Consider the following 21136-nt stretch of genomic DNA (forward strand, 5'->3'; position numbering starts at 1 on the left):
TGGGGCGATGCCCTACCCTTGGGACGCCCCGATCACCGTCCGCTTGATCCGCGCCAGCAGCGCGCAGGTCCGGCGCCGGTGGCGATGCAGTTCTGCCGCGAGGCTGCGGGCATCCGGCAGGCCCACGGCCTTGGCGATCTGCCGGGCGGCGCTGTCGGAGGGGACGGCGCCGGGATCGGCCATCACCAGCCGCTGCCATTGGTAGACCGCATCGAGGAAGCCGTAGGTCTCGGCCAGGGGCTCGGCCATGGCGGCGGGCAACAGGCCGTGCGCGCCGGCCCGCCGCAGGACCGCCTCGCCGGAGAGGCCGATGCCGTCGGACCGGACATCCGGGTTGCTCAGCACGATGGACTGGGCCAGGAAATCGAGGTCGAACAGCCCGCCGGGGGCGAGTTTCAAGTCGTAGGGCCCGGCATGGCCGCGCTCGTCGGCCACCAGCCTGCGCATCGCTCCGGCCGCGGCGCAGACCTCTGCGGGATCGCGCGGCTGCGCGATCGTGTCGGCGATGGTCGCCATGACGGCGGCGCCGAGTTCGGGATCGCCCGCCACCACCCGGGCCCGGGTCAGGGCCATGTGCTCCCAGGGCTCGGCCGCCTCGCGCTGATAGGTCACGAAGCCGTTGAGCTGCACGGCGGGCGGGCTGTGGCTGCCGTAGGGTCGCAGGCGCAGGTCGACCGCGTAGAGCCGGCCGCGGCGGGTGGCGGTGGTGAGCGCCGCGTAGAGGCGCTGGGCCAGGCGGTTATAGGCCACGACCGCGTCGAGCGGGCGCGGGCCGTCGCTCATCCGGTCCTCCGGATCGAAATCGTACAGGAACACCAGATCGAGGTCGGAGACCGCGCTGAGCTGCCGGGATCCGAGCCGGCCGAGTGCCAGCACGCAGCACCGCCCCTTCGGGACGACGCCGTGATCTTGCGTGAACCGGCGCAGTTCCGCCTCCAGGTTCAGCGCGACCGTCGCCTCGGCGATGGCCGAATAGGCCTCCCCGGCCTGAAGCGGCGTGATCAGGCCGGACAGGAGCCGCGCGCCCGTCACGAACACCATCTGCCGGGTGGCGTCCCGGCACCGGTCCCAAAACTCCTCGTGGCTCGCAGGCTGCCCGATCAGTGCCCGGTACTGCGCGTGCACCTGCTCTGGCGCCGGCATTGGCGCGACGAAATCCGGGTCGAGCACGGTGTCGAGCACGTGGGGGCTGAGGCTGACCGTGTCTGCGAGATGGGGCGAGGTCCCCAGGATGTCGGCAAACAGCAGGCGCAGCCGCGCGTGCGAGCGCAGGATGGCGAGCAGCTCCGCCACCGCCGGCATCCGGGCGAAGGCCCGGTCGAGGGTGAGCAGGGCCGCGTCCGGATCGTTGGTGCCGCCGAGTGCCCGCAGCAGGCTCGGGAGCAGCTCGGCCAGGATCTCCCGCGCGCGGCCGGTCTGGAGCGCCGGCCGGCGGCCGACATGCCAGCCCTGCACGGTTTCCCAGGCGAGCCGGGAATCGCGGAACCCGAACGCCGCCAGATTCTCCAGGGTGGCGGGATCGGGCTCGCTCTCGCCGAAGACGAGGGCGTCCTCCGGTTCGCCGTCCCCCGGCGCCGTCTCGAACAGCAGGGCGTAATGGGCCTGGACCCGGCCGGCCTGGTGGAGCAGCGCCGCCTCGAACGCCGCCCGCGTATCGAACCCCGCGAACCGGGCCAGGGCGTCGAGCGCCGCGTCGCCGGTGGGCAGACGCTGGGTCTGCTCGTCGCGGATCATCTGGATCCGGTGCTCGAGGGTGCGCAGGAACCCGTAGGCCGCCGTGAGCTCGTCGCGGGCTTGTCCGTCGATCCAGCCCTCCTCGACGAGACGCCCCAGCATCTCGACGGTTCGGCGCCCCCGCAGGGCGGGCTTGCGGCCGCCGAACACGAGCTGCTGGGTCTGGACGAAGAACTCGATCTCCCGGATGCCGCCGCGGCCGATCTTGATGTCGTGGCCGGCCACCGTGATCGTGTCGTGCCCGCGGACCATGTGGATCTGCCGCTTCATCGCGTGGATCTCGGCGATGGCCGCGAAATCGAAGTGCCGGCGCCAGATGAACGGCGCGAGATCGGCCAGGAACGCCGCACCAGCCGGGATGTCGCCGGCGATCGGCCGGGCCTTGATGAAGGCGGCGCGCTCCCAGTTCTGGCCCAGCGTCTGGTAATAGTCGAAGGCGAAGCCGGTGGAGAGCGCCACCGCCGTCGAGCCTGGGTCCGGCCGCAGCCGGTAGTCGATCCGGTGGACGTAGCCGTCCGCGGTGCGCTCCGAGAGGAGTTTCACCAGGCCCTGCGCCAGCTTGACGAAGAACGCCTTGGGATCCCCGCCGGTGGCGGCGGCTGCGCGCTCGGCCTCGTAGAAGACGACCAGGTCGATGTCGCTGGAATAGTTCAGCTCGGCCCCGCCATGCTTGCCGAGCGCCAGGATCACGAGCCCGGAGCCGGCCTGCGGCGCCGCCGGGTCCTGCGGATGGAACCGTCCGGCCGCCATGCCCTGCCGGAGCAGGGCGTCGGTGGCCGCGCTCACCGACGCGTCGGCGAAATCGGACAGGGCCTGGACGACCGCGTCGAGATCCCAGCCGCCGCCGAGATCGGCGAGCGCCACCAGCAGGGCGTGTTCCTCGCGGTTCCGGCGGAGCCGGCGGCCGACCTCGGCCAGGTCGGGATTGTCGCCGCCGCCGACCGCGCGCTGCCGGGCGATGATCGCCCGGCTCGCGGCCTCCGGCGCCTGTCCCATCAGGGCGACGAGGCGTTCCGGCGAACGGGTGATCGCCTGCCAGAGGAAGGGCGAATGGTCGGCGAGCCCGAGCAGCAGGGCGCGGCAGGCCGGGGTGAGGAAGCCATCCGGGAAAGCCGGCGCGATCTCGGCGAGCCGGGCGCGCGCGGTGTCCGGGTCGGCGGGTCGCAGGCCGGGGCGCAGGCGCGCCAGCAGGGTGGATTCCAGCTGCCTGGGAGCTCCGGCTCGGCTGGCGGTCTCGTGGTGCACGCCGGTTCCTCCCTGGCTCGCGCTCACCCCGATCGCGTCGGGCGCCGGAGCGGCGCGCGGTCGTCGCAGGGACGCGGGCTCGTTGGCCGCGACCCTACCCGATCCGGCCGCGGCCGGCACCGGTCCCGCCCGGTAACGCTTTTCAAAGCCGACCGTGGCGTTTATCCGTGCGGACCGGTCCATCGCCCCCGGTCCGACCGGCGGGCCGCGCGGGATGTTTCGCGAGGACTCGACCGCTTGATCGGGCGGCCAAGGATCGGCGGCTCCGAAGCGACGAGCCGGCCCGCAGAGTGTTCGCCCCCCAGATCCGCCGCCCGGAGCGCGCCATGTCCTCCCCGAACGCCCCCAGCCTGACCCTCGACGGCCTCGACCTCGCCGCCCTGCTCTGCTCCCGCGTCTGCCACGACGTGATCAGCCCCGTCGGCGCGATCGTGAACGGGCTCGAGGTGCTGGAGGACGACGATGACGAATCGATGCGGGTTTTCGCCCTCGAGCTGATCGGCAAGAGCGCCCGGCAGGCCTCGGCCCGGCTGAAATTCGCCCGGATCGCCTTCGGGGCTGCGGGCTCGGCCGGCGCCTCGATCGACCTCGCCGACGCCGAGGGCGTCGCTAAGGGCATGTTCAGCGACGAGAAGACCAAGCTCGCCTGGAGCGCGCCGCAGGCCCTGTTCCCCAAGAACAAGGTCAAGCTGCTCCTCAATCTCGTGATGATCGCCACCTCGGCGATCCCGCGGGGCGGCCTGATCGACGTCGTCGTCTCCGGCGACGGCGAGGCGCCGACCCTCGTGCTCAAGGCCAAGGGCTCGCATGCCCGCATCCCGCCCCATGTCGAGGAGCTGATGGCCGGCAGCCCCGAGAGCGGCACCGTCGACGCCCACGGCATCCTGCCGTTCTACGCCGGCCTCGTGGCCCGGGCCGCCGCCATGGATGTCCGATTCGTCATCGAAGGTGATGAAGTGACGATCACGGCCTCGCCGACAGTGCTCGCGGCCCCCGCGCAAGACGGTGACGAAGCTTCCGACACGGCGCTGGCCTAAAAAACTGGAAACCCCCGGGGTGGGGAAGGGATCGAAACGCTTCCCTAACCCCGCGTGAGTAAGTACGTTGCGCGAGAGCCTCTTCGTGTAACGAGTATCGCCGATGGACGACCTGCTTCGTGAATTCTTGACCGAGAGCGGGGAGCACCTCGACACGGTCGATGCTGAACTGGTTCGGTTCGAGCAGGACCCGAATAACCAGACGATACTGCGGAATATTTTTCGCCTCGTCCATACGATTAAAGGAACCTGCGGGTTTCTCGGGTTGCCGCGCCTCGAAGCCTTGGCGCATGCCGCCGAGACCTTGATGGGCCGCTTCCGGGACGGCCTGCCCGCCACCTCCGAATCGGTCACGCTGATTCTCTCGACCCTGGACCGGCTCAAGGCGATCCTGGCCGACCTGGAGGCCACCGGCTCCGAGCCGGCGGGCTCCGACGACGACCTGATCTCCGAGCTGGAGCGCATGGCGTCGGCCGAGCCCGAGGCCGCGCCGGCCCCGCCGCCCGAGATCGTGCTGCCGGAGCCGGTCTCCCGCGAGCTGAAGCCCGGCGAGGTCTCCCTGGACGATCTGGAGGCCGCTTTCCTGGCGGCCCCGGGCCCCAGCGAGGCGGATTTCGCCGCGCCGGTCTCGGCTCCCGTCGAGGCGCCGAAGGCCGAGGCCCCCAAGCCCGCCGCTCCCAAGGCTGTGGCACCCAAGGCCGAGCCTGCCGAAGCTGATTCGGTCAAGGCCGAGCCGGCTGGCGACACCGAGGCGGTCGTGGCCACCGAGACCACGGCGGCCGGGAGCAAGATCCAGACGATCCGCGTGAACGTGGATACGCTCGAGCACCTGATGACCATGGTCTCGGAGCTGGTGCTGACCCGCAACCAGCTCCTCGAGATCGCTCGCCGGCACGAGGATTCGAGCTACAAGGTCCCGCTGCAGCGCCTCTCCCACGTCACGGCCGAGCTGCAGGAAGGCGTCATGAAGACGCGCATGCAGCCGATCGGCAGCGCCTGGCAGAAGCTGCCGCGCGTGGTGCGCGACCTCTCGGCCGAACTCGGCAAGCAGATCGACTTGGTGATGGTCGGCGCCGAGACCGAGCTCGACCGGCAGGTCCTTGAGGTGATCAAGGACCCGCTGACCCACATGGTCCGCAACTCGGCCGATCACGGCCTCGAATCGACCGCCGGGCGCATCGCGGTGGGCAAGCCGGCCCGCGGCACGATCCGGCTCGCCGCCTACCATGAAGGCGGCACGATCACGATCGAGATCGCCGACGACGGCAAGGGCCTCGACCTCGCGGCGATCCGCAAGAAGGCGGTGGAGCGCGGGCTGGCATCCCAGTCTGACGTCGAGCGGATGACCGACGCGCAGGTCGCCAAGTTCATCTTCGATGCCGGGTTCTCCACGGCGGCGGCGGTCACGTCGGTGTCGGGTCGCGGCGTCGGCATGGACGTGGTCAAGACCAACATCGAGACCATCGGCGGCATCATCGACATCGCCACCACGGCGGGCCGCGGCACCACCTTCACCATCAAGATCCCGCTGACCCTGGCGATCGTCGCCGCCCTGATCGTGCGCGCCGGCGAGCACCGCTTCGCCCTGCCGCAGGTGGCCGTGCTCGAACTCGTACGGGTCGATGCCGGGGCGCAGCGGGTCGAGCGCATCAACGGCTCGCCGGTGCTGCGCCTGCGCGAGCGGCTGCTGCCGATCGTCTCCCTCACCGGCCTGCTCGGGCAATCGGACGGGCAGGGCGCGGAGACCGAGCAGGCGGGCTTCGTGGTTGTGGCCCAGGTCGGGCGCGAGCGCTTCGGCATCCTGGTCGACGAGGTCTTCCACACGGAAGAGATCGTCGTGAAGCCGATGTCGGCCAAGCTCCGGCACATCCCGATGTTTGCCGGCAACACGATCCTCGGCGACGGCGCCGTCGTGCTGATCGTCGATCCCAACGGCGTGGCCCGGCAGGTGGCCCAGGGCATCCAGGGCAGCAACAGCCACGCCGATGCCGACGCCGAGAGCGAGGCGGCCGAGATGGGCGATGCCAAGACCACGCTGCTGGTGTTCAAGGGCGGCCAGGGCAGCTTCAAGGCGGTGCCGCTCTCGCTGGTCACCCGCCTCGAAGAGATCGAGTGCGACAAGGTCGAGTGGCTGGGCGGCCGTCCGCTGATCCAGTACCGCGGCCGTCTGATGCCGCTGGTCCCGGCCGACTCGGCGATCACGATCCGCTCCGAGGGCACGCAGGCCCTGGTGGTGTTCTCCGACGGCGAGCGGGCCATGGGCCTCGTGGTCGACGAGATCGTCGACATCGTCGAGGAGCGCCTCGACATCGAGATCGCGGCCGACCGCTCGGATCTGATCGGCTCGGCGGTGCTGCGCGGTCGCGCCACCGACATCATCAACATCGCCCACTTCCTGCCGCTCGCCTACGACGACTGGGCGCGGGGCCCGAAGAAGGCGGAGCAGGCCTCGACGCTCCTGCTCGTCGACGACTCGGCCTTCTTCCGCGACATGCTGAGCCCGGTGCTGAAGGCCGCGGGCTACCAGGTCATCACGGCGGCGAGCGCCGAGGCCGCCCTGACGATCCTGCAGTCGGACGCGCGGGTCGAGGTCGTGGTCACCGATCTGGAGATGCCGGGCCGCAGCGGCTTCGACCTCGTCGCCGCCATGCGGGGCGCCGAGCCGCGGCTCGCCGGCCTGCCGGTGATCGGCCTCACGGGGACGGTCGGAACCGACGTGGTGGAGCGGGCCCGGTCGCTGGCGATCAGCGACCTGGTGGCCAAGTTCGACCGCAGCGGATTGATCGCGGCCCTGGCCGAGATCAGCGCCACCAACGTCTCGCAAGCCGCCTGATCCCGGCGCCGCCCGCCACACGACGATCGAATCCGGAGAGTTCTGATGCAGGCTGCCAATGCCAACGGCGCCGAGACCGGCCCAACCGACGAGTATGTCACCGTCTATGTGGCCGACACCCTGTTCGGCCTGGCGATCGAACGGGTCCACGACGTGTTCGTCCCCTCCGGGGTGACGCCGGTGCCCCTGGCGCCCAGCGAGATCGTCGGCCTGCTGAACCTGCGCGGGCGCGTGGTCACGGCCGTGTGCCTGCGCCGGCGCCTGGGCCTGCCCGATGCCGTGGCGCAGGACGACAAGGCCAGCCCCAAGATGGCGATCGGCCTGGAGCAGACCGGCGAGACCTTCGCGCTCGTGGTCGACGGCGTCGGCGAGGTGCTGCGGCTCGGGGCCGACAGCCGCGAGGCGGTGCCGATCAACCTGGATCCGCGCTGGCGCAACCTCGCCACCTGCGTCCACCGCCTCGACGGCCGCCTCCTGGTGATCCTCGACGTGGACGCGCTCCTCGGCTTCAGCGCCGCCGGCGCGAAGGCGGCGTGAGGGAGGGGGTATGAAAGCGCCACACGAGACGACCTGCCTGGTGGTCGATGATTCCGCGGTGATCCGGAAGGTCGCGCGGCGGATCATCGAGGCCTTGGGCATGAATGTGAACGAGGCGGAGGACGGCAGCGCCGCGCTCGAAGCCTGCGCGGCCCACATGCCCGACGCGATCCTGCTCGATTGGAACATGCCGAACATGGACGGCTACACCTTCCTCCAGGCCCTGCGCCGGAGCGAAGGGGGGGCGACCCCGAAGGTCCTGTTCTGCACCACCGAGAACGATGTCGGGGCGATCGCCCGGGCCCTCCGGGCCGGGGCGGACGAGTACATCATGAAGCCCTTCGATCGCGACATCCTGGCGGCCAAGCTCGAACAGGTCGGACTGGTCGCCGACGCAGCCTGAACCGACGCCACCTTCAACCGCGACCCAGTACCCGAGGCATTCATCATGGCCCTGAGCCCCGCGGTCGTCCCGCTTCGCAGTCCGCCTGCGCAATCCACGACATCGGCGGCGGCTCCGATCCGGGTGCTGGTCGCCGACGATTCCGCCGTGGTGCGCGGGCTGGTGGCCCGCTGGATCGCCGAGGCCGGGTTCGAGCTCGTCGGCACCGCCTCCAACGGCCGCATCGCCCTGGAGATGATGGCCAAGCAGGACCCGGATGTCGTGCTGCTCGACATCGAGATGCCGGAACTCGACGGCACGACGGCGCTGCCGCGCATGCTCGCGATCAGCCCGAACCTCCAAGTCGTGATGATGTCGACGCTGACCACCCGGAACGCCGACATCTCGCTGAAATGCCTCGCCCTCGGCGCGGTGGACTACATTGCAAAACCTGAGAGCAGCCGCGGCGTCACCACCTCGGAGACCTTCCGGGTCGAGCTGATCGAGCGGGTCCGGGTGTTCGGTGCCGCCCGCGCCCGGCGGCGCCCCCCGGGGACTCCTGGGGCCGCGCCGGCCCCCGCCCACGCGGCGCCCGCTTTGGCCCCCGCCGCGCCGACGCCGCGCCCGGCCACCCCCTTCACCCTCCGGCCCAAGGTCCGCAACCGCACCCAGCCCCGCGCCCTGCTGATCGGCTCCTCGACCGGCGGACCCCGGGCGGTGGGCGAGATGCTGGAGGGGATCGGCGCCGCCGCCCTGCGCCGGGTGCCGGTTCTGATCGTGCAGCACATGCCGCCGATCTTCACCGCCGTGTTCGCCGAGCACCTCTCGACCCGCACCGGGCTGCGCGCGGCCGAGGGCAAGGCCGACGAGCGCCTGGAGGCGGGGCGGATCTACGTGGCCCCGGGCGGGCGCCATATGGGGCTGGTGACGGGTCCCAACGGTCCGACGATCCGGCTCACCGACGGGCCGCCGGTGAACTTCTGCCGCCCCGCCGTCGATGTCCTGTTCAAGGACGCCGCCGTGGTGTTCGGCGCCGCCACCGCCACGGTGATCCTCACCGGGATGGGCTCGGACGGCACCAACGGCGCCCGCGCCCTGACCGATGCGGGCGGCCCGGTCCTGGCCCAGGACGAGGCGACCAGCACCGTCTGGGGCATGCCCGGCAGCGTCGCCCGGGCCGGCCTCGCCGAGGCCGTGCTGCCGCTCCCCGAACTCGCGACGGCGCTGCGCGCCCTGATCACGGGGCAGCCGTCATGACCGAGTTCGAGTTCGAATACCTGCGTACCTTCCTCAAGCAGCGCTCCGGCCTCGCGCTGACCGCGGAGAAGCGCTACCTCGTCGAGAGCCGGCTGACGCCGGTCTGCCGGCGCTTCGGCCTCGCGACCCTGGGCGACCTGATCGGTGCCCTGAAGATCGGCCAGGACAGCGCCATCGAGCGCGCCGTGGTCGAGGCCATGACCACGAACGAGACCTTCTTCTTCCGCGACCGCATCCCGTTCGACCTGTTCCGCGACACGATCCTGCCCGAGGCCCTGGCGCGCAACGCCAGCAAGCGCCGGCTGCGGATCTGGTGCGCGGCGGCCTCGACCGGCCAGGAGCCCTATTCCCTGGCGATGCTGCTGCAGGAGGCCGCCCCCCGGCTCGCCGGGTGGCAGGTCGAGATCGTCGCCACCGACCTGTCCACCGAGGTGATCGAGAAGGCCAAGCTCGGGCTCTACAGCCATTTCGAGGTCCAGCGCGGCCTGCCGGTGCAGTGGCTGATCAAGTACTTCACCCAGATCGGCGAGCAGTGGCAGATCGCCCAAAGCCTGCGCTCCATGGTGGATTACCGGCAGCTCAACCTGCTGCACAGCTTCGCGTCGCTCGGCCAGTTCGACGTGATCTACTGCCGCAACGTGCTGATCTACTTCGACGCGCCGACCAAGTCGGACGTGCTCGCCCGGCTCGCCGCCCAGCTCGCGCCGGGAGGCGCCCTGCTGCTCGGGGCCGCCGAGACGGTGATCGGCTTGACCGACCGGCTCAGCCCGAACCCGAAGCATCGCGGCCTCTACGGCCACGCCGAACCGGTGGTGACCCGCGGCTCCGAGATGGCAGCCCCCCTGCGCGTCGCCGCCGGCGTCTGAGCGCCCAGCACGCTGCCGGTCCGAGCCCCGTTCGGACCGGCAGCCGTTCCACATCCTGGCCGGCGCCCCGTCGCCGGGCGCATCGCCCGCCTGCACGCAACGGGGTCGACCGCGGCCGAGCGAGCCGGCATCACGGACCTGGCGGGACCGGCAAACGGCCGGGCGGCCAGGAGGCACGGCATGGCGGCAGGACACGGGGCGGGATTGCCCAAGGTCGCGTTCATCGGCACGGGCGGGACGATCGCGTCGCTGGGGCGCGATGCCCTCGACATCCTCGACTATTCCGCCACCGACCGGCGCCTGGAAGCGGGCGGCATCCTGGATGCGGTCCCGGAGCTGGCTGCAGTCGCCACCGTGATCCCGGTGCCGTTCCGGGCGGTCCCGAGCTCGGCGATCGGCTTCGCCGAGTGGCGCGATCTCGTCCTGTTGTGCGCGCAGACCGCCGCCGCGCATCCGGACCTCGCCGGCATCGTCATCGGGCACGGCACCGCCACCCTGGAGGAGACCGCCTACGCGTTGAGCCTCACCCTGACGATCGACCTGCCGGTGGTGCTGGTCGGCTCGCAGCGGCCGATGAGCGCGCTGTCGACCGATGCCAAGCTCAATCTCGTGGCGGCGATCCGCACCGCCGCCGCGCCGGCCTCCCGCGGCCGGGGCGTACTCGTGGTGCTCAACGACGAGATCCAGGCGGCGCGCGAGGTGACCAAGACCTCGGTGGCCCGGCTCCAGACCTTCCGCACCCCGGATTTCGGCGTGCTCGGCCAGGTCGACGGCGATCATGTCCGGTACTACCGTCGCTCCGAGCGCGCCCATGCACCCGGCACGCCGTTCGACATCCGGACGCTGCCCGCCCTGCCGCGGGTCGACGTGTCCTACGGCTACGCCGATGCCGACGGCACGGCGGTGCGGGCGTTCCGGGCGGCCGGAGCCCGCGGCCTGGTCTCGGCCGGGCTCGCCCCGGGCATGACCCCGCCGGCCGAGGCCGATGCCCTGGAAGAGGCCGCCGCGGCCGGCATCCTGGTGGTGATGTCGACCCGGGCCGGCAGCGGCGTGGTACCCCTGACCACGCGCCTGCGCGCCCGCGGCATCCTCAGCGCCGACAACCTGACCCCGCAGAAGGCCCGGATCCTGCTCGCCCTGGCGTTGACCGTGACGTCCGAGCCCGAGGCGGTCGCGCGCGTCTTCGCCACCTACTGAGGAACGATGCCCCTGATCGATCCCGCCCGCTCGCTGCTCCTCGTCATCGACGTCCAGGTCCGGCTGATGCCGGCCATCGCCGACGGCGCCGGGGTGATCGCCAACACCGGCCGCCTCCTCGCGGCGGCCAAGATGCTCGACGTGCCGTCCCTGTTCACCGAGCAGAATGCCGGCGGCCTCGGGCCGACCGTGCCGGAGCTCGCCCCGGAGCCCGGGGCGGCCATCGCCAAGATGAGCTTCGGCGCCGCGGAGGCGCCGGGCTTCCTCGACCGGATCGGGGACCGCGACCTCGTGGTCGCCGGCTGCGAGGCGCATATCTGCGTGCTGCAGACGGTGCTCGGGCTCCTCGACGCCGGGCGGCGCGTCTCCGTGGTGGCCGACGCGGTGGGTTCGCGCCGGTCCGAGAACCGCGACGCCGGCCTCGCCCGGATGGCGGCCCACGGGGCCGGGATCGTCACCACCGAGATGGCGGTGTTCGAGTGGCTCGGCACCGCCCGCCACCCGCGGTTTCGCGAGGCCGTCAAGCTGATCAAGTAGGCGTTCAGCGACTGTCCAGCGCCGCCCGGGTGCGGGCATCGGTGCCGATATCGTCCGGGCCTTCGAGTTCCAGAACCTCGATCAGGCGCATCCGGGCGCGGCTGACCCGGCTCTTGATCGTCCCGACCGCGACGCCGCAGATCGCGGCGGCCTCCTCGTAGGTGAAGCTCTGGGCTCCCACCAGCACCAGGGCTTCCCGCTGGGCATGGGGCAGCCGGTTGAGGGCGCTCTGGAACTGCGCCATCTCCATCCGCACCTCCTGCTCGGGCAGGGAGGTCAGCTTGCCGGCCATCACGCCGTCGGCATCCTCGACCTCGCGCTTGCGCTTGCGCTGCTCCGAATAGAACAGGTTGCGCAGGATCGTGAACAGCCAAGCGGTCAGGTTGGTCCCCCGGCGGAAGCTGCCGGCATTGACCCAGGCGCGCACCAGCGTGTCCTGCACGAGGTCGTCCGAGCGGTCGAGGTCGTAGGTCAGCGAGAACGCGAAGGCCCGCAGGGCCGGGATCGCCCCGAGCAGGAGATCGCGCATCTCGGCATCGACCCCTTGCGTCGGCGGCCCGGACTGGCTGCCGACGGGCGCGGCTTGCAGGGTCATGGTCATTGCGGGGCCTCCGTGTCGGAGCATGCGGCGAGGTCGTCGATCAGAGTCCGGAGCCGCTCCGGGATCGGCAGGGCCAGAACATCGGCGTAGTGCAGGCGCAGGCCGCGCCCGATCCGGGTGCGATCCGCGTCGCTGATCGCCCGGCGCCCGGGTGCGACGCGCGCGGGCGCGCCGTCCGGCAGGGGCGCGGCCAAAGTTGGTGCGGCCAAGGGCACGGTATCGTTCGCGGGCCTCAACCCGGCTCCGTCCGCGTCTCCTGCGAAGCGCGTCACCGCCCGCTCGTCCTTGCCCTGGGTCATGATCACGCCCCGACCAGCGGCGATGCGGCCCGAAGAGCCGGCGATCCGCCGCCCCGGTCTCGCGACCGGTTCCGGCTGAGACGCGCGTCATCGCCTTCCGACGGCGCTGGTAGGCGCAGTGAATTTAATCGGTTCTGAACTTCGTATTCATCAAATCTTAATGTGAAAATTTGCGAGCTGGACGGTAATTTATTGACAAACACGCCAGATACAATTCAGAAATACATATTTTAGCTTGGCAGTAAGTCAACATCGCGGGATGCGGCTGAACGGCTGCTGAGCGTGGCCGGCCAGATTCCCCAGCGGAAAAGACCAGGACTCAGCCCGCACACGCTCGGCCGGAGCAGAACCTGACGGGTCGTCGAGGAAAGGATTGCACGCGCGGTCCCGGCCGGAGGCCCAGGGGCGCGGGAGGTGTGGTGCCGGTGGAGAGGATCGAACTCCCGACCTTCGGTTTACAAAACCGCTGCACTACCGCTGTGCTACACCGGCCCGCGACACGCTTGCTATCAGTCGCGGTGCCGCCGCTCAAGCCGAGGCGGCCCGGGATCCGGGATCTGTCGCGCGGAATCGGCTAGCGGCCCGAGTTGCGCACCAGGGCCTTCAGGCGCTGGTCGGCCCGGTCGATCCGCTCGGCGATGCCCCGGCGGATGCAGCGGTCGACCGAGTCGCCGGCGTAGAAGCCGATCGTCTTGTCCTGGTGCCGGCAGGCCTGGATCGGCGGCCAGGCGACCACCGCGGCCACGACCAGCAGCACGACCAGGGCATCGACGACGAGCCAGCTCTTCCAGCCTAAGCGGAAGCCGCCCCGGCCGGTGGCCTGGGGCCCTCGGCGGCGGCCGCGCCGGTTCTCCGGCTCGGTGCCGAGCCGCGCCATGCGGACGCGGAACTGGGCCTCCTCGAGGGCGTCGGGGGCGGCGCCGGAGGAGGCTGAGGGGAGGAGTCGGCTGGACATGGCGGGAACTCGCGAGGATCGGTGCGAAGCGGGACGCGGCGGGGTGTTCGCCCGCGCGCCTCAGTCGATCAGGCGCTTCAGAAGGGCGAAGTTGTCCTGCATCGACAGGACGTTGCCGATCATCTCGCCGCGCGCGCAGGCGCCCGCGCCGAGGAGCCCGAACCAGCTCGACGCGGCGGGGCGGGCGCTGCAATCGGCGAAGCTGCCGTAGAGGAAGATCGCCCCGGGCAGCAGGAACAAGGCGAGCTTCACGAGCCCGAACATCCGCCCGAACAGGGTCTTGCGGGGGCGCCGCGGCTCGTCCCAGTCGTCGTCCCAATCCGCGTCGGCGGCGTCCCTGTCTCGACGGTCCATCGCGGTCTCGTGTCCGGCCTGATCGGAATTCGCCGGATGAAACTGCCACGCTTTCGTGAAGCGGTGGCTAAAGCGGATGTTTAAAGGCGGATGAAATCATCATTCGCCGGCCGTCGACGACCCAAAAGGCGCGCGTCAGGCGGCGAGCGCCCGTCTCACCGTGGCGCGCAGGTCGGCGAGCGAGAACGGCTTGGTCAGCACGTCGGTGACGATCGCGTCGAGCCCGCGAGCCCGTTCCCGCTGGTCGGCGAAGCCGGTCATCAGCAGGATGGTCAGGTCCGGGAAGTCGCGCTTGGCGGCGAGCGCCAGGGCGATGCCGTCCATGAGCGGCATGCGGATGTCGGTCAGCATCAGGTCGAACCCGCCATCGGCCTCGTTGAGCCGGTCGAGCCCGTCGCTGCCATCGTTGGCGGTCACGACGGCATGGCCGTCGATCTCCAGCCCCCGCTTGAGGAAGCCGCGGACGGTCTCTTCGTCATCCACGAGAAGGATGCGCGCCATGGGGTTCCGTAAACGTTCCTGATCCCGGGCCTGATTCCGAGGGCGTCCCGCCAGGATGAGACTTCAGGCCTGTTTATGGATAACAGATCACGAACGGAACCGTTGCCCTGTCAAGTCAGGCGACGGGAAAACAATCGCATCGCCGGTCGGCGCGGCGAAAATGCCGCGCCCGATCGCGGGCGCGTCAGGCCTCGTCGAACAGGTCCGGGTCGCCGCTGTCGAAATCGACCACGCCCACGAAGGGCAATTGGCGGAAGGCGTGGGCTGCATCCATCCCGTAGCCGACCACGAACACGTCCGGGCAGGTGAAGCCGACGAAATCGGCGTCGATCGTCACGGCGCGCTTGCCCGGCTTCTCCAGCAGCACCGCGGTGAGCACCCGCTTGGCGCCGCGGGCCATGAGGAGGTCCTTGGCGAACACGACGGTCCGGCCGGATTCCAGGATGTCGTCCACCAGGAGCACGTCCCGCCCGCGCACCTCGCTCTGCACGTCGCGCAGGATCTCGACCTGGCCGGTGGAGACGGTGCCGGTGCGGTAGCTCGACAGATGCACGAACTCCACCTGCGGCGACAGCCCAACCCGGTGCAGCGCCCGCAGCAGGTCGGCGGCGAACATGAAGCTGCCCTTGAGCACCGCCACGACCAGGAGGTTCTCCGGGTTCGCCGACAGGATCTCCTGGGCCAGCTCGGTGTTGCGCTTGGCGATCGCCGCCTCGTCGAACAGGGGGCGGACGCGCCGCTCGGGGATACTCATCTGACGGGTCCCGGAGGTTTCTTTTTGTGCGGGCTCACCGCCGCGATCGAGACCGACCTTAACGCCCAGGACCCGCCGGGGGAACTCCGGATCAAGCCGGCGGCCTGCCGTCAGCCGTTGTCGCCGCGGATCGCCGCGATCACCGCCTCCGTGACCGCGCGGGTCGTGGCCGTTCCGCCGAGATCGGGCGTGTGCAGGGCGGGATCGGCGGTGACGCGCTCGACCGCGCGCATCAGCCGGTCGGCGGCGGGTTGTTCGCCGAGATGCTCCAGCATCTGGCAGGCGGTCCAGAACGTGCCGACCGGGTTGGCGATGCCCTTGCCGGTGATGTCGAAGGCCGAGCCGTGGATCGGCTCGAACATAGAGGGAAACCGGCGCTCCGGATTGATGTTGGCGGTGGGCGCGATGCCCAGCGACCCGGCCAGCGCCGCCGCGAGGTCCGACAGGATGTCGGCGTGCAGGTTGGTCGCCACGATCGTGTCGAGGGTTTCGGGCTTGCCCACCATCCGCATGGTCATGGCGTCGACCAGCATCTTGTCCCAGGTCACGTCGGGGAAGTCTTGTGCGACGTCCGCCGCGATCTCGTCCCACATCACCATGGCGTGGCGCTGGGCGTTCGACTTGGTCACCACGGTGAGCCGCTTGCGCGGGCGCGACCGGGCCAGCGCGAACGCGTAGCGGATGATGCGCTCGACGCCCGAGCGGGTCATCATCGAGACGTCGGTGGCGACCTCGTTGGCATGGCCCTGGTGCACCCGGCCGCCGACGCCGGCATACTCGCCCTCGGAATTCTCGCGCACGATCACCCAGTCGAGCTCGGGCCCGGTGACGTGGCGCAGGGGACTGGTGATGCCGGGCAGGATCCGGGTCGGCCGGACATTGGCGTATTGGTCGAAGGGCTGGCAGATCGCGAGCCGCAGGCCCCAGAGGGTGATGTGGTCGGGCACGTCCGGGGCGCCGACAGCCCCGAAGAAGATCGCGTCGTGATCCTTGATCCGCGCCAGCCCGTCCGCAGGCATCATCACGCCGTGGGCCTTGTAGTAGTCCGAGCCCCAGTCGAAATGGTCGAAGGCGAAGCGGAAGCTTCCGTCGCGCTCGGCGAGGGCGTCGAGCACTTCGATGCCGGCGGTGATGACCTCCTGGCCGATCCCGTCCCCCGGGATGGCGGCGATGCGGTACTGCTTCATGGCGTATCCTCCGTTTCTTGGGCCTCACGCCCGTCGAGGGGCGCCAGCGTCCCGGCAGGATGGCACAGGGCCAGGTCTATGCCGACATCGATCCGTGACCTGCGGTTCCGCGGCAGGGGACCGCGCGCCGCACAAGAGATCCAAAAACGCAAAAGGGGTCGGCAATCCGCCAACCCCTTGCGCAGTCGTCCTGAATGGATGGTACCACCGCCCCGGCTCGAACGGGGGACCCCCAGATCCACAATCTGGTGCTCTAACCAACTGAGCTACGGCGGCACTGGCGGGCGGTGTATCGTGGGCCGCGGCAGTTTTCAAGGCGATCCGTGCAGCTTGATGGCGCGTCGGTGGACGCAGGCCGGATTCGCTCCATAAGGAGTGGCCGAAACCACGCGGCGCCGGCCGGGGCGGATCGGGGGTGAGGGGCGGAATGTGAGCGCGCGACAGCCGGCGCCAGCCGCGACCGGGACCTCGGATTCGGTCCAGGCTTCCGAGACGGCGGCGGAGAACAGGCCGGCCCGGAAATCCGCCCGGCCAGGCCCTCGCCCCCGCGGGCGCTGGACCCGCTCCCGGATCCTCCTGGCGCCCGGGCGGCTGCGCAGCCTCGTCCGGCGCAGCGAGGGCGGCCTCGTCCTGCTGGCGACTGTGGTGGGCTGCATCAGCGGGCTGGCGGTCTCGGCCATGACCTGGGTGACGCAGGCCTTGCGCGAGGCGCTCTACCACCTCCCGGCGGGGACGCGGCTCAGCGCCACCGACGCCGTGGCGCCGCCGCTCCTGCTGATCGGCCCCTGTTTGGGCGGGGTGCTCCTCGGGCTGCTGATCGTCGCGGCGAATTATATCCGCGGCCCGCGCAAGCGACCGGCCATCGACCCGATCGAGGCCAACGCCCTGCATGGCGGCCGGATGTCCCTGCGGGACAGCCTCTACCTCGCCCTCCAGAACGTGATCTCGAACGGCTCCGGCGCCTCGGTGGGGTTGGAAGCCGGCTACACGCAGCTCGCCTCCGGCCTCGCCTCGCGGCTGGGCATCGCCTTCGAGGTGCGCCGGGGCGACCTGCGGACCCTGGTCGGCTGCGGGGCGGCCGGCGCCATCGCGGCGGGGTTCGGAGCACCGCTGGCCGGGGCGTTCTACGCCTTCGAGCTGATCATCGGCACCTACACGATCGCCACCCTGGCGCCGGTGGTCATCGCGGCTTTGTGCGGCAACCTGGTCTCCCGAGCGCTGATCCACACGCAGCCGCTGGTCGATCTCGGCGACATGCAGGCGGTCACGACCTCGCACATCACCAGCCTGGAGATCCTGCCGAGCCTCGCCCTTGGGTTGATCTGCGCGCTGCTCGGCATCCTGATCATGCGCGGCGTCACCCTGGTCGAGCGGCTGGTCCAGGCCTCCGGCCTGCCGCGGGCGGCCGGGCCCGCCTTCGGGGGGCTGTGCGTCGGCGCGCTGGCGCTCATCGCGACGCCGCAGGTGCTCTCGGGCGGCCACGGTGCCCTGCACATGCACTTCGCCGCCGAGGGGCAGGGCCACGGGGCCGCGGTCCTGGCCGGGCTGTTCGCCGCCAAGGCGACGGCCACGGCGATCTCGATCGGCTCCGGGTTCCGCGGCGGCTTGTTCTTCGCCTCGCTGTTCCTCGGGGCGATCGCCGGCAAGCTGTTCGCCGCCCTGGCCCCGGATATTTTGCCGGCGATGGCGGGCTTCGGCCTCACGCCGCTGGCCTATGCGGTGATCGGCATGAGTGCGCTCGCCGTGGCGATCATCGGCGGCCCGCTGACCATGACGTTCCTGGCGCTGGAGATCACCGGCAGCCTGCCGATCACCGGACTCGTGCTGGCGGCGGTGATCGCGTCCTCGCTGACCGTGCGAAAAATCTTCGGCTATTCCTTCGCCACCTGGCGCTTCCACCTGCGCGGCGAGAGCATCCGCAGCCCGCACGATGTCGGCTGGATCCGCTCGCTCACCGTGGGCCGGCTGATGCGCCGGGACGTCCCCACCGCGGCTTTGGACACGCCGTTGCCGACCTTCCTGCGCGCCCATCCGCTGGGTTCGCCCTCCCGGGTGATCGCCGTGGATGGCCAGGGCCGCTATGCCGGGATCGTGAACGTCCCCGAGGCGCATGCCGCCGCCCAGGACGCTGCTGACGGCGCGACGCCGGTGCTGGCCGACCTCCTGCACCACACCGACCTGTTCCTGACGCCCGAGATGAACGCCAAGGACGCGGCCGCCACCTTCGACCGCAGCGAGAGCGAGGCGCTCGCGGTGGTCCAGAGCGCCGCGAGCCGCCAGGTCCTGGGCCTGCTCACCGAGAGCCACACGCTCAAGCGCTACAGCGAGGAGCTGGATCGGCAGCGCCGGGCCATGGCAGGCGAATCGACCTGATTGTTAGTCGGGGGTGTTGACCGGGTGGGCGCGTGCAACACCCTGGCACCGGACAATCCAGGGCCGGCAGGCGGCCCGTGACGCGACACCCGTGAGGATCCATGGCCGGTCAAGACAGCAGCCCGCAGCGCCGCTACCGCATCGCGGTGATTCCGGGCGACGGCATCGGCAAGGAGGTGGTGCCCGAGGGCGTGCGCGTGCTCGAGCAGGCGGCCAAGCGGCACGGCTTCGCGCTCCAGCTCGACTGGTTCGATTTCGCGAGCTGCGACTATTACGAGCAGCACGGCCGGATGATGCCGGAGGATTGGAAGCCGCAGATCGAGACACACGACGCGATCTATTTCGGCGCCGTCGGCATGCCGGAGCGCGTGCCCGACCACATCTCCCTGTGGGGCTCGCTGATCCTGTTCCGGCGCGAATTCGACCAATACGCCAACCTGCGCCCGGTGCGCCTGATGCCCGGGGTGAAGTGCCCGCTCGCCGACCGCAAGCCCGGCGACATCGACTTCTGGGTGGTCCGGGAGAACACCGAGGGCGAGTACTCGAATGCCGGCGGCCGGATGTTCACCGGCACCGACCGCGAATTCGCCCTGCAGGAGACGATCATGACCCGCCACGGGGTCGACCGGATCCTGAAATTCGCCTTCGCGTTGGCCCAGACCCGGCCGAAGAAGCACCTGACCTCGGCCACCAAGTCAAACGGCATCTCGATCACCATGCCGTACTGGGACGAGCGCGTGAAGGCGGTGGCCGAGGGCTACCCGGACGTGCGGTGGGACCAGTACCACATCGACATCCTGACCGCGCATTTCGTGCTGAACCCGGACCGGTTCGACGTGGTCGTGGCCTCGAACCTGTTCGGCGACATCCTGTCGGATCTGGGCCCCGCCTGCACGGGCACGATCGGCATCGCGCCGTCCGGCAACATCAACCCGGAGCGGGTGCACCCGTCCGTGTTCGAGCCGGTCCACGGCTCCGCCCCCGACATCGCCGGCCAGGGCATCGCCAACCCGATCGGCCAGATCTGGTCCGGCGCAATGATGCTGGAGCATCTCGGCGAGCACGAGGCCGCCCGGGAGATCGTCAGCGGGATCGAGCGGGTGCTGTCCGAGCGGACGCTGCGCACGCGCGACCTCGGCGGCAATGCCGACACGCAGGCGTGCGGGAAGGCGGTGGCGGAGGCTCTGGGGTAGGGGCGGTCGGTCCCGCCGCCTCCCACCAACCCCCCTCATCCTGAGGTGCCCGCGCCAGCGGGCCTCGAAGGAGCCCTCCAGGGATCGCGAGACCGCTGGAGGGCTCCTTCGAGGGCTACGCTGCGCTCCGCCGCCTCAGGATGAGGGGATTGGGTTGGACGATCGTCGCGTTCAAAACAATCAGCGCGGACGGCGGCGGACGCTCACCACGTTGCTCGCCTGCTCGACCTGGCCGGAGGAAGCCGGCAATGTCGCCAGCGCGGTCTTGACGATGGTTGCGGCGTCCAGCCCGGCCTCGGCGTACATCTTCTCCGGGCTGTCGTGGTCCTGGTACAGGTCCGGCAGCGTCAGCGTCCGCACCCGCACCCGGCCCGCATCCAACGCGCCCTGCTCCGACAGCAGGTGCAGCACCATCGCCCCGAACCCGCCGCGCGAGCCCTCCTCGATGGTGATCAGCACCTCGTGGCTCTGCGCCAGCTCCAGGATCAGCGCCTCGTCCAACGGCTTGGCGAAGCGCGCATCCGCCACGCTCACCGCGACGCCCTGGTCCGCCAGCGCATCCGCCGCCTTCAGCGCCTCGGACAGCCGCGTGCCGAGCGACAGGATCGCCACCCGCGCCTCCGGGTCCCGGCGGACCATCCGGCCCTTGCCGATCGGAAGCACGTCGCCCCGCTCCGGCAGCTCGACGCCGACGCCCTCGCCGCGCGGGTAGCGCAGGGCGATCGGGCCGCTGTCATGGGCGTGCGCGGTCGCCACCATGTGCACCAGCTCGGCCTCGTCGGAGGCCGCCATCACGGTCATGTTCGGCAAGCAGCACAGATACGCCAGGTCGAACGCGCCGGCATGGGTGGCGCCATCCGCGCCGACCAGGCCGGCCCGGTCCAGGCAGAACCGCACGGGCAGGTTCTGCAACGCCACGTCGTGCACGACCTGATCGTAGGCCCGCTGCAGGAAGGTCGAGTAGATCGCCACGAACGGCCGGTAGCCCTCGGTGGCCAGGCCGCCGGCGAACGTCACCGCGTGCTGCTCGGCGATGCCGACATCGAAGGTCTTGTCGGGGTGGGCTTTCCCAAAGAGATCGATGCCGGTGCCGCCGGGCATCGCCGCGGTGATCGCCACGACCTTGTCGTCGGCGTCGGCCGCCTTGATCAGGCTCTCGCCGAACACCCGGGTATAGGCCGGGGCGTTGGGCTTGGCCTTGGCCTGGACGCCCGAGACCACGTCGAACTTGACCACGCCGTGATAGCGGTCGGCCGAGGCCTCGGCCGGGGCGTAGCCCTTGCCCTTCTGGGTG

19 protein-coding genes and 2 tRNA genes are annotated in these 21136 nt (G+C 70.7%); 10 read left to right on the top strand and 11 right to left on the bottom strand.

Annotated features, from left to right (window positions below; genetic code table 11):
• Positions 1–12: 12 nt before the first annotated feature.
• Positions 13–2979, bottom strand: coding sequence for a bifunctional [glutamine synthetase] adenylyltransferase/[glutamine synthetase]-adenylyl-L-tyrosine phosphorylase (locus MKL20_RS20350; protein ID WP_409568176.1), 2967 nt, complete (start codon positions 2977–2979; stop codon positions 13–15).
• Between the two features lie 326 nt (positions 2980–3305).
• Between MKL20_RS20350 and chpT the strand changes: the two genes are divergently transcribed.
• The 8 genes from chpT (at position 3306) to MKL20_RS20390 (ending at position 11625) form a co-directional block, all read left to right on the top strand.
• Entirely contained in the window at positions 3306–4016 is a 711-nt protein-coding gene (chpT, locus tag MKL20_RS20355; protein WP_244038202.1) for a histidine phosphotransferase ChpT, read from the top strand.
• 103 nt (positions 4017–4119) lie between these two features.
• On the top strand, positions 4120–6849 hold the full coding sequence (locus tag MKL20_RS20360) for a hybrid sensor histidine kinase/response regulator (RefSeq protein WP_244038203.1): 2730 nt from the start codon (positions 4120–4122) through the stop codon (positions 6847–6849).
• 45 nt (positions 6850–6894) lie between these two features.
• The gene (locus tag MKL20_RS20365) at positions 6895–7386 is read left to right on the top strand and encodes a chemotaxis protein CheW (RefSeq protein ID WP_092042823.1); all 492 of its coding nucleotides are present in this window, start codon (positions 6895–6897) and stop codon (positions 7384–7386) included.
• A 10-nt stretch (positions 7387–7396) separates the two neighbouring features.
• Positions 7397–7789, top strand: coding sequence for a response regulator (locus MKL20_RS20370; RefSeq protein WP_243963879.1), 393 nt, complete (start codon positions 7397–7399; stop codon positions 7787–7789).
• Positions 7790–7834: 45 nt separating this feature from the next.
• Positions 7835–9025, top strand: a complete 1191-nt coding sequence (cheB, locus tag MKL20_RS20375; protein WP_244038204.1) for a chemotaxis-specific protein-glutamate methyltransferase CheB — start codon at positions 7835–7837, stop codon at positions 9023–9025.
• Entirely contained in the window at positions 9022–9891 is an 870-nt protein-coding gene (locus tag MKL20_RS20380; RefSeq protein ID WP_244038205.1) for a CheR family methyltransferase, read from the top strand. Before cheB ends, MKL20_RS20380 begins: the two co-directional genes overlap by 4 nt.
• Positions 9892–10071: 180 nt before the next feature.
• Positions 10072–11088, top strand: coding sequence for an asparaginase (locus tag MKL20_RS20385; protein ID WP_244038206.1), 1017 nt, complete (start codon positions 10072–10074; stop codon positions 11086–11088).
• Positions 11089–11094: 6 nt separating this feature from the next.
• Positions 11095–11625, top strand: a complete 531-nt coding sequence (locus MKL20_RS20390; RefSeq protein ID WP_244038207.1) for an isochorismatase family protein — start codon at positions 11095–11097, stop codon at positions 11623–11625.
• Positions 11626–11629: 4 nt separating this feature from the next.
• On the opposite strand, the gene MKL20_RS20395 is transcribed toward MKL20_RS20390, so the two are convergent.
• From MKL20_RS20395 to MKL20_RS20435, 9 genes are all read right to left on the bottom strand, one after another.
• Positions 11630–12226, bottom strand: coding sequence for a sigma-70 family RNA polymerase sigma factor (locus MKL20_RS20395; protein ID WP_244038208.1), 597 nt, complete (start codon positions 12224–12226; stop codon positions 11630–11632).
• Positions 12223–12525 (bottom strand): NepR family anti-sigma factor, encoded by a 303-nt coding sequence (locus MKL20_RS20400; RefSeq protein WP_244038209.1) that lies wholly within the window; start codon positions 12523–12525, stop codon positions 12223–12225. The genes MKL20_RS20395 and MKL20_RS20400 overlap by 4 nt, the downstream gene beginning before the upstream one ends.
• Before the next feature lie 417 nt (positions 12526–12942).
• Positions 12943–13017: transfer RNA gene (locus MKL20_RS20405), tRNA-Thr, on the bottom strand.
• 82 nt (positions 13018–13099) lie between these two features.
• The gene (locus tag MKL20_RS20410) at positions 13100–13480 is read right to left on the bottom strand and encodes a hypothetical protein (RefSeq protein WP_244038210.1); all 381 of its coding nucleotides are present in this window, start codon (positions 13478–13480) and stop codon (positions 13100–13102) included.
• Positions 13481–13540: 60 nt separating this feature from the next.
• Positions 13541–13834 (bottom strand): hypothetical protein, encoded by a 294-nt coding sequence (locus MKL20_RS20415; RefSeq protein ID WP_244038211.1) that lies wholly within the window; start codon positions 13832–13834, stop codon positions 13541–13543.
• Positions 13835–13969: 135 nt separating this feature from the next.
• Positions 13970–14335, bottom strand: coding sequence for a response regulator (locus MKL20_RS20420; RefSeq protein ID WP_007567202.1), 366 nt, complete (start codon positions 14333–14335; stop codon positions 13970–13972).
• Positions 14336–14519: 184 nt separating this feature from the next.
• Positions 14520–15089, bottom strand: coding sequence for a hypoxanthine phosphoribosyltransferase (gene hpt / locus MKL20_RS20425; protein ID WP_243963889.1), 570 nt, complete (start codon positions 15087–15089; stop codon positions 14520–14522).
• A gap of 110 nt (positions 15090–15199) precedes the next feature.
• Complete coding sequence (locus MKL20_RS20430; RefSeq protein WP_244038212.1) at positions 15200–16276, bottom strand: tartrate dehydrogenase; 1077 nt, start codon at positions 16274–16276, stop codon at positions 15200–15202.
• A gap of 199 nt (positions 16277–16475) precedes the next feature.
• Positions 16476–16552 (bottom strand) — tRNA-His (locus MKL20_RS20435).
• Between the two features lie 153 nt (positions 16553–16705).
• Between MKL20_RS20435 and MKL20_RS20440 the strand changes: the two genes are divergently transcribed.
• Complete coding sequence (locus MKL20_RS20440; protein WP_244038213.1) at positions 16706–18649, top strand: chloride channel protein; 1944 nt, start codon at positions 16706–16708, stop codon at positions 18647–18649.
• A 101-nt stretch (positions 18650–18750) separates the two neighbouring features.
• On the top strand, positions 18751–19842 hold the full coding sequence (locus MKL20_RS20445; protein WP_244038214.1) for a tartrate dehydrogenase: 1092 nt from the start codon (positions 18751–18753) through the stop codon (positions 19840–19842).
• A gap of 180 nt (positions 19843–20022) precedes the next feature.
• Here the strand turns inward: MKL20_RS20445 and MKL20_RS20450 are convergent.
• The coding region (locus MKL20_RS20450; protein WP_279594889.1) for a transketolase C-terminal domain-containing protein at positions 20023–21136 on the bottom strand (1114 nt) is incomplete at its 5' end.

Source organism: Methylobacterium sp. E-066, assembly GCF_022829635.1.
In the GTDB taxonomy this organism is placed as follows: domain Bacteria; phylum Pseudomonadota; class Alphaproteobacteria; order Rhizobiales; family Beijerinckiaceae; genus Methylobacterium.